Raw genomic sequence first — 9,185 nt, 5'->3', positions numbered from 1 at the left:
CAAACTCTCAATTTAAAGTTTGTGACTCTTTATTTTTACTAGCGAATTGACTTCGCAAAATGTTTATTGCTCTTATCGCTCGGATAAGAGACCCTGCACATTTGCTTATCGAAACTTTGTTCAGTTTTCAAAGATCTACCTTTTTTATAAATCAGCTGTTTAGTAACAACTTCTTTATTATATCATCTCGCAGAATCGATGTCAATAATTATTTTTAAATAATTATTTAAGCATCATTTCTAGGCGACTTATTTATCTTACCAAATCATCAAATGATTTGTCAATAAATATTTTAATTTTTTGTTATCGTCGATCTCAACAACAACTTTTATATCTTATCATTATCAACAACTCAATGTCAATAACTTTTTTTAAAGTTGCTGTCGTCATCTCAACGACAAATAATATATTACCAAGTCTTACTGCCAACGTCAACAATTTTTTTAAATTTATTTTAAGTGCGTTGTATCATTCCATTTTTTCAGTTCAAAAGTCGACTGATCTTTAGTTTCTAAAACTGTTACTGAGGTATTAGCAACAAGTCCTTCACGCCGAATCGTATTGAGATCTTTTCCTAAAAGATATTTAACACCAAATGTGATCACTAACGCGTGGGCTGTCACTAAGACATTACCTTCTGGATAACGTTTAGCGATCTGAATCAAAGCACGTTTTACACGTTCTGCTAATTCAGAATAGTTTTCCGCCTCGATCGCACTACCATCAAAATTGAGCGGATCATTTAAAAACGTCTGCCAAATAGGATCAGCTTGATGTTTAGTCGCTAGATCACCATCCCAGATCCCAAAATCAAATTCTTTCAGATCATCTAAAGTTTCAAACTGCAACGGCGTCTCAAATTGAGCTACGATATTTTTACCAGTATCTAAAGCACGTTTTTGCGGACTGGAAAAAGCAGCTACAAAATCAATATCAGCTAAAGCTTTACCAGTTTGTTTTGCATCAGCTATACTTTGGGGCAATAAGGGTGAATCATGGACAGCACCTTGCAAACGGCCATCACGATTATACTCAGTTTTGCCGTGGCGTACTAAATAAAAAGTTGTCATCTCTTATATCTATCCTTTCAAAAAATCACTTGTTTATTTTACGCTATCCAATTTATTCGCGCAACTTCCATAATATGTTCAACAATACAATAAGAGACCCATCACGATACGAAATCATGATGGGTCCCTGTCGTAATGACCGCCTTATCCACGATCATCTTAATAATTATGCTTCGGGATCATCTTTTGTGATCTTTTCTAAGCCACCCATATATGGACGTAAGGCTTCAGGGATCGTGACCGAACCGTCTTCATTTTGGTAATTTTCCAAAATAGCAGCGACTGTCCGCCCAACAGCTAGACCTGAGCCGTTTAGAGTATGCACGAATTGTAATTTGCCATTTTCATCTCGGTATTGGATGTGGGCGCGCCGTGCTTGGAAATCTTCACAGTTAGAACAACTTGAGATCTCACGGTAGGTATCTTGCGCTGGCATCCAAACTTCAAGGTCATGTGTCATAGCTGCACTAAAGCCCATATCACCTGTTGATAAAGTGATCACATGGTATGGCAAACCCAATTTTTCCATGATATCACCGGCGTTTTGAGTCATCTTTTCTAATTCGTTATATGATTCTTCTGGTTTAGCGAACTTGACCATTTCAACTTTATTGAATTGGTGCATCCGAATAAGCCCGCGCGTATCACGTCCTGCACTACCAGCTTCTGAACGGAAGCTTGGTGTCAAAGCTGTAAAGTAGACTGGCAATTGATCCGTTGGGATAACTTCATCACGATAGTAGTTAGTCAATGGAACTTCCGCAGTTGGGATCAAAGTCATATCTTCACCATTTACTTGGTAAACATCTTCTTTGAACTTAGGGAATTGTCCTGTACCATACATTGTCTTGGCATTGACGATATATGGTGGTAAAACTTCGGTATAACCTTCCTTAGCGTGTTCATCCAACATAAAGTTATAAACTGCACGTTCCAAACGAGCACCCCAACCTTTATAGTAGACAAAACGTGCACCAGAAACTTTAGCCCCACGTTCAAAGTCTAAGATACCTAGATCTTCACCGATATCCCAGTGAGCTTTAGGTTCAAAGTCAAATTTACGTGGTGTGCCCACTTTACGCAATTCAACGTTGTAATCTTCATCCGGACCAACTGGGATCGTTGCGTTAGGCAAGTTTGGTAAGCGTGCCGCCATATCATGGACGATCTCTTCAACTTCAGCTAATTGTGCATCGAGTTGCTTGATCTGGCCACCGACTTCACGCATTGCTGTGATCGCTTCGGTCGCATCTTCTTTGTTACGCTTAGCTTGTGCGATCGCTTCGGATACTTCATTACGCTTTTGCTTCAAAGATTCTGATTGCACCAAAAGTTCACGGCGTTCTTTATCTTTTGCCAATAATGTATCGATCGTTTCAGCTTCCACACCACGTGTTGCCAAACGAGCTTTGATATCATCTGGATTTTGACGGATCATTTTAATATCTAACATCTTATTGCCCCCTAATTTAGCTAATTATTTTATCTAATCGAAAAAAAGAGCCTTTCCGTCCCCTAAATTGGGACGAAAAGACTCTTTTCGCGGTACCACCCAAGTTCGACATAACGTCGCACTCATATACAAATAACGGTTTTCCCGTGCGGCATTACCCGCCCATACAAGGTTACGCTGGAGTTTCGGCGTCATGGTTTGCAGCGACCACCATGTCTCTGTCATGCCTACTTATGGCGAACTCAGATGTTTCGATTATTTATACCAGTATCATAATATTTATTTTGCAAAATAGCAAGTCTATTCTAGACTTTCATCGATTTTTTCTTGCATTTCCATTTTTTCTTTGGAAATATCATGTGGGGTCAGATCCACTTCATCCAATGGAATAACTTTAGTCTTATATTTGATCTTATAGTAAGCATACAAGATGATGAACAATGGAACTGACATATAGGAGACCCCGATCGCTTGCCAGTTAAAGTCCTTGAATGATTGGATATCTTGGCCGATGATGACTAAGATACACAAGATCAAGGCTAGGATCGGACCAAATGGGAACCACTTAGCCTTGTATTTCAACTCACTTAAGTCATGACCTTGCGCTTTGAAAGCACGGCGGAAACGATAATGCGAGACCGCGATCCCGATCCAAGCGATAAAACCAGTCAAACCACTAGCACTCACTAAGAAAGTATAGACTTGATTACCAAAGATACTTGCTAAAAATGTAAATAGACCAACGAGCGTCGTCCCGAGCAAAGCAAAGATCGGGATCCCACGGGAGTTGACCCGCGAAAACATCTTCGGTGCATCGCCATCGACACCTAAAGCAAACAACATCCGGGTCGAGGCATACATCCCTGAGTTAGCCGCCGATAAGACCGAAGTCAAAATAACAGCATTCATCACCGAAGCAGCGGAAGCAAGACCGGCCCGCTTAAAGACTAAGGTAAATGGACTGATCGCAATATCGCTTGCTTCAGAACCTAATAAGTTTGGACTCGTATAAGGAATGATGCAGGCGATCACAAAGATCGAAAGGATATAGAAGAGCAAGATCCGCCAAAAGACTTGTTTGATCGCTTTTGGTAAACTCTTTTCAGGATCTTTAGTCTCACCGGCTGTGATCCCGATCAATTCAGTCCCTTGAAAAGAGAACCCGGCTACAACAAAGACGCTCAAGATCGTTGGGATCCCCCCAACAAATGGGGCATCACCTTTAGTAAAGTTTTCTAAGTAAGTTGCATGCCCACCTAAAATACCAAAGATCGTTAGTAACCCAACTGCTAAAAAGACGACAACTGTTACGACTTTGATCAAAGCCATCCAGTATTCAGCTTCACCAAAAGATTTAACTGATAAGGCATTGATAAAAAAGATAAGTAGTAATGCTGATAAACTAAAGACCCAAGCTGGAACATGTGGGAACCAAAATTTCAAAACTAAGGCGACCGTCGAGATATCAACCGCTAATGTGATCGCCCAGTTGAACCAATAATTCCATCCCATCGCAAAACCAAATGCCGGATCAACAAAGCGGCGCGCATAAGTCGCAAACGAACCTGTCACCGGAAGATAAGTTGCCATCTCCCCTAAAGATGTCATCAAAAAGTAGACCATCAGACCGATCCCTAGATACGCCACCAAAGCGCCACCAGGTCCCGCGGTCGAGATCGCTGAGCCACTGGCCACAAATAAACCAGTCCCGATACTACCACCAAGTGCGATCATCGACAAATGTCTTGTCTTCAATGACCGCTTCATTGTATTCTTCTCTGCCATGAAAATTCCTCCTATTTTTTAGAGAAGTCGTGCAAGCATATAAAAAGCGCACCTCCGAGACATCGAAAGTGCGCTTTGATCATCTATCAATTCATTCTTGTAGCAAACTGCCACTCATCTCGATAGCGCTCCGTAGTTACAACTACGACAGTTCCCGATCTCTTAAACCGGGCCCCAGCCTAGACAAAATAAAGTTTGCCCAGCTTCGGCAAATTCCCCTTTCACTAGGTTTCAGCGTTGCTTTATCAACTCCACCTAGCTACTGATGGTTTTTGCGACCTCTTCTTCGACGTTTTCAATTTCCAATTTTAACTTGGATGCGATCTAATTGCAAGACATATCTTTAATTTTGTCCCTCCGCTTGCTCGATCTGAGCATGTAGATCAGCGATCGCCAAGTCTTTTGCTAAAAATTCTTGATCTGCCACTGGGAAATGTTGCTCGATCGTAGCAAACGGCTGCAATTGGACCGTAGCTTGCTCGATCTCAAAATCAAGTAAGTGGCCCCCCATTGACTTATCATCGGCTAAGAAATGCAAGTGATAGCCGGCTGCTGCCATCCCTTGAAACATTTCTGGTGCAAAATAACCAATGACCGTACCCGTGATCGCTTCAGCATCAAACAAAGCCTGTTCATCCGCTACCTGCGTCAAGGTCTTATAGGGCCGGGTTTGCTTTTCGACCGCACGTGTCTTAACTTTGTTAAAGCGCCCCGTGATCTTAACTGCAAAGAACAGATTTTTGTACGGATAATTAGCCAAGATCTGCTCACCTAGCTGCTTTTGCGTCAAAGCTCTAACTGTAAACGTATCTTTGGCTTGATCAAAGTGGACCGTAGCAAAAGGCACTTTTTCCTCGGGCTTTAAGATCCGGACCTCACCTGTGCTTTGGACCAAATAAGGTGTGTGATCTAACAAGACCATTTCACCATCCAGCCCACTGGCAGTCCCGATCCCAAAATCGCCATGCTCTAACAGGTCAGCTACCGTCAATGTGCCTTCAAACAGACCGGGAACTAACATCCCTAAAGTCCCATGTTGATAGACACGACTTTCATATTTTTCCATATATCCTCTACCTCGATCAGTGTAATTGGTCTTCCAAGATCGTCTTACCTAATTCTTGGTTGAAACTGTAATCGACCGGTACATCCACGATCGTTGGTCCCTTTTCTTTGAAGGCCTTATCTAATACTTCTTCTAATTCAGAAGCTTTATTGACGCGATAACCTTTGGCGCCAAAGCTTTCTGCATATTTCACGAAATCGACGGGGCCAAATTTAACAGCGGCCGACTTACCATATTTCATCTCTTCTTGGAATTTGACCATATCGTAGTTACCGTCATTCCAAATAATGTGCACGATATTTAAATTCAACCGGACTGCCGTTTCCAAGTCTTGGGATGAGAACAAGAAACCACCGTCCCCTGAAACCGAGACCACTTTGGTATTCGGACGGACCAAAGCCGCGGAGATCGCCCACGGTAAAGCGACCCCTAATGTTTGCATCCCGTTACTAAAGAGCAAGTGGCGTGGTTCATAACTTCTAAAGTGACGGGCCATCCAAATATAGAAACTACCAACGTCAACTGTCACGGTCATTTCATCTGTGACCCGATCTTGTAAAGCTTGGATGATGCTCAATGGATGACTTTGAACTTGATCTTTGGTCACTTCAGGCGGAACGTCACGTTTTTCCAAAGTCTTACGCAATGAATCTAAGTAAGCCTTTGATTCTTCTGGGACCGAGTAGCCCTTCATGTACGGCAACAAGAAATCTAATGTTTGCGAAATGTCACCAACTAATTCACGTTCTGGTTGATAATTCTTGTCGATCTCAGCTCGCATCGAGTCGATAACTACGATGTTGGCACTACGATCAGAGTTCCAATTGCGTGGCTCGTATTCGATCGGATCATAACCGATCGCGATCACAAGGTCACTTTTCTTGAGCAATTGATCCCCAGGTTGATTTCTAAATAAACCGACCCGGCCAAAGAAATCATCTTCCAATTCACGTGGGATGATCCCTGCACCTTGGAAGGTCTCAACTACTGGTAAATGTGTCGCAGCGATCAAACGGCGGATTGCATCCGTTGTTTCAGGATCAGAAGCCCGCATCCCTAACAAGAGAACTGGTAGCTTGGCTGCTTTGATACGTTGGGAAAGCAAAGTCGATTCGATCGGACTAGCTGGTCCCAATTTAGGTGCTTCAAGTGGTTCGATCACACTGGTCTTGACCTTACCATCTGTCACGTCTTGTGGTACTGAGACAAAACTTGCACCTTGTTTAGAGGCTTCAGCTTCTTGATAAGCATTAGCGATCACTTCGGAAACATTTTCCGGTTCTTGAACTTCTGCACTGTATTTTGTGATTGGTTCAAACAAAGCTGCATTTTTCATGCTTTGGTGCGTCAAACGCAAGAGGTCAGTCCGTTGTACTTGCCCCGCGATCGCTAAAACAGGATCTCCTTCCGCTGTGGCAGTTACCAGACCAGTTGCTAAGTTAGAAGCACCCGGACCTGACGTTGCGATCACGACCCCAGGTTTCCCTGTGATCCGCCCTACACCAGCAGCCATGAAAGCCGCATTTTGTTCATGACGCGTCAAAACAAACTTTGGCGTACGTGGATCTTTAGGATGTTCAAGCAATTCAAAAACCCGGTCGATCTTAGCTCCCGGGATCCCAAAAACAAATTTAACATCATGGTTGATCAAGCTATCAACGATCGCATCCGCGCCGTAATATTCTTTTTCCGACACACTTAATTCCCCCTACTCAATTTTAAACGTTTTCTTACTTCTAGTTATAACTATATACATAACACAATTTATTTTCAAGTAGAGTGCAAGCCAAAGCGTATGCCTCATTTACAGCTAAACAAAAAACGCGCCGGGATCTTCCGTACGCGTTTAGCTTATAATTTCAAACTATTTTTTATCTTCTTGATCAAGGCTTCGATCTGGTCGGGGTCGCCCCCACCCAAATGATTCCAATCGATCCGGGGAATTATCTTGGTGTTAAAAGCCTCACATAGCAATTGATAGATCGTGACTTGGGATAATTGCTTTATCCAAAGCGCATCCGCTGTGGCAAAAGCCCGTTGGATCGCACTACTGCCCTCCTTAGCCAAAGGTTTAAAATCCGAAAAAACTGCATTGAATAGGTCAGTGCTTGGATAAGATTCCAGTGGCCCTTCGACTACTTCAACGATCTGGGCTAAGTCGATCTCAGCTGGATCACGAGCTAATCTAAAACCACCATTATTGCCGGAAGCAGACGTCACTAAGCCCCCAACGACCAACTTGCGCATTAATTTACGCAGATAGGTCTGTGAGCCTTTGAGTCGGGCGTTGATCACAGTTGAGGATAAGGGAATATCTTGTTCTTGCGTCGCTAGCAACGCTAAAATACAAACTGATTGTTCAAACCCTCGCTTTAACTGCATACTTTCACCCCCTATAGCTGTTTATAAAATAGCAATTGTGAACAATTTTCTTGGACAACGAACCACTCGTTGACAACGTATCTTTCGATGACTTCAAAGCCACAGCGCTCAAGTAATTTGATCGAGGCCTGATTTCGCTTAGCAACTCGTGCTTCTAGACCGACCGCTCCTTTGCTTTGAGCGAAATAGCTAAGTGCCTTAAGCGCTTCGGTCATATAGCCCTTGTGCCAATAGTTTTGATTTAGCACATAGCCTACTTCAAAGACAAGTCCAGCTTGGTGGGCGGGAACTTCATAGAGACCGATATTGCCAATGACTTTTTGCTGTCCTTTGAGTTCGATCACAAAATGCTTTTTACTTTGTAACATCTTCCCAAAAAATAGCGCCTGCATCAAAGTCTCACACGGCATAAAGCCTGCATCTTTAGCCACCTGCTTTTGACTAGTGTATTCTAAAACATCAGCTGCATCTAGTGGATCAAAGGTCCTCAACAAAAGGCGCCTTGTCTCTAACATCGCACCCACCTCGTTTGGCGACATTCATTATCTAAATTATACGCTTGCCGCACTTTAATTGCCATCATCTACCCGGTTTATTTTGATCATTTTGTCGCTTTTTGCTCCGCGCTTCAAAGGTGTAATCCAAATTCGTCACTTTTTGCGGGCGCGTTGCTAAAAATAAGCAAATGATCTCACCGACGACTGTTAAAGCTAAAACAACATAGAGCACGGGGATCTCAGCATCTCGAAAACGCCGGATCAACCCAGTAACCATTTCTAAAATATAAAAACACATCAAAAAATAAACCATGATCTCCATTGCCATCATCGCAGAATCTGGCGCCACCGACTGCCAAATTTGGACAATAAGCGCAAGTGGGAACGTCAACAAGACCGTCAACATCGTGATCCCTAAATACCCCCACCAAAAGTCTGCTCGTCCCATCCGTTTATCAGTCCTGAACGTGTCACGTAACATCAATTTAGTAGAAGCGATCAAGTTAGGCTCGGGATTCTCATTTTTTCCAAAAGTCCGTTTTTCTTGAGCTTCTTTGGCTTCAGCTTGTCTTTTAGCTAGATATTTCTCATTTTCTGCTCTGATCTGATCAACTAATTCGGCTAGACTCTGTGCATCTTTTTCAAGCTTAGGCTCAGGCGTGGTCTCAACCTCTTTTTCCTCAGCTTCTCTTGGCGTCTCACGGTACTCAAAGATCGCTTGATCATGCCCACAATAAGGACAATAGTTAGCATTGACGGGGATCTTTTCGTTACACTTGCGACAAGGTTTTTTCTCACCTTCCAGCTCACGTTCTTGTAAGACACCGCAATAAGGGCAATGCATGCGCGCTTCATCGATCTCACGACCACAGCGTTGACAATAAACCATAATTTTTTTGCATCCTTTCGTTACTCGTTTTTACCATTATAAC

General features: G+C 42.9%; 8 protein-coding genes and 1 riboswitch. All 8 genes read right to left on the bottom strand.

Features of this window, described 5'->3' with window-relative positions; all coding sequences use genetic code 11:
* Positions 1-449: 449 nt before the first annotated feature.
* The 8 genes from ABT996_RS05375 to ABT996_RS05340 all read right to left on the bottom strand — a co-directional run bounded on the left by ABT996_RS05375 (position 450) and on the right by ABT996_RS05340 (position 9,142).
* The gene (locus ABT996_RS05375) at positions 450-1,070 is read right to left on the bottom strand and encodes a histidine phosphatase family protein (protein ID WP_035446888.1); all 621 of its coding nucleotides are present in this window, start codon (positions 1,068-1,070) and stop codon (positions 450-452) included.
* Positions 1,071-1,236: 166 nt separating this feature from the next.
* Complete coding sequence (gene serS / locus ABT996_RS05370; RefSeq protein ID WP_010690378.1) at positions 1,237-2,523, bottom strand: serine--tRNA ligase; 1,287 nt, start codon at positions 2,521-2,523, stop codon at positions 1,237-1,239.
* 300 nt (positions 2,524-2,823) lie between these two features.
* Entirely contained in the window at positions 2,824-4,308 is a 1,485-nt protein-coding gene (locus ABT996_RS05365) for an amino acid permease (protein ID WP_035446886.1), read from the bottom strand.
* 115 nt (positions 4,309-4,423) lie between these two features.
* A riboswitch (Lysine riboswitch) is annotated at positions 4,424-4,600 on the bottom strand.
* Positions 4,601-4,651: 51 nt separating this feature from the next.
* Positions 4,652-5,374 carry an acetolactate decarboxylase gene (gene budA, locus ABT996_RS05360; RefSeq protein WP_010690376.1) on the bottom strand — a complete coding sequence of 241 codons (723 nt, stop codon included), beginning with the start codon at positions 5,372-5,374 and terminating at the stop codon, positions 4,652-4,654.
* A gap of 16 nt (positions 5,375-5,390) precedes the next feature.
* Complete coding sequence (gene alsS, locus ABT996_RS05355; protein ID WP_010690375.1) at positions 5,391-7,070, bottom strand: acetolactate synthase AlsS; 1,680 nt, start codon at positions 7,068-7,070, stop codon at positions 5,391-5,393.
* A 155-nt stretch (positions 7,071-7,225) separates the two neighbouring features.
* Positions 7,226-7,756 (bottom strand): Rrf2 family transcriptional regulator, encoded by a 531-nt coding sequence (locus ABT996_RS05350; RefSeq protein WP_035446883.1) that lies wholly within the window; start codon positions 7,754-7,756, stop codon positions 7,226-7,228.
* Positions 7,757-7,767: 11 nt separating this feature from the next.
* On the bottom strand, positions 7,768-8,271 hold the full coding sequence (locus ABT996_RS05345; RefSeq protein WP_035446881.1) for a GNAT family N-acetyltransferase: 504 nt from the start codon (positions 8,269-8,271) through the stop codon (positions 7,768-7,770).
* 64 nt (positions 8,272-8,335) lie between these two features.
* Entirely contained in the window at positions 8,336-9,142 is an 807-nt protein-coding gene (locus tag ABT996_RS05340) for a zinc ribbon domain-containing protein (RefSeq protein ID WP_010690370.1), read from the bottom strand.
* Between the last annotated feature and the right edge of the window lie 43 nt (positions 9,143-9,185).

It is taken from the genome of Ligilactobacillus sp. RTP31139st1_D10_RTP31139_211217 (assembly GCF_040226755.1).
Taxonomy (GTDB): domain Bacteria; phylum Bacillota; class Bacilli; order Lactobacillales; family Lactobacillaceae; genus Ligilactobacillus; species Ligilactobacillus animalis.
Note: the sequence above shows the minus strand (reverse complement) of the source record. Positions and strands in the feature narration are given on the sequence as shown.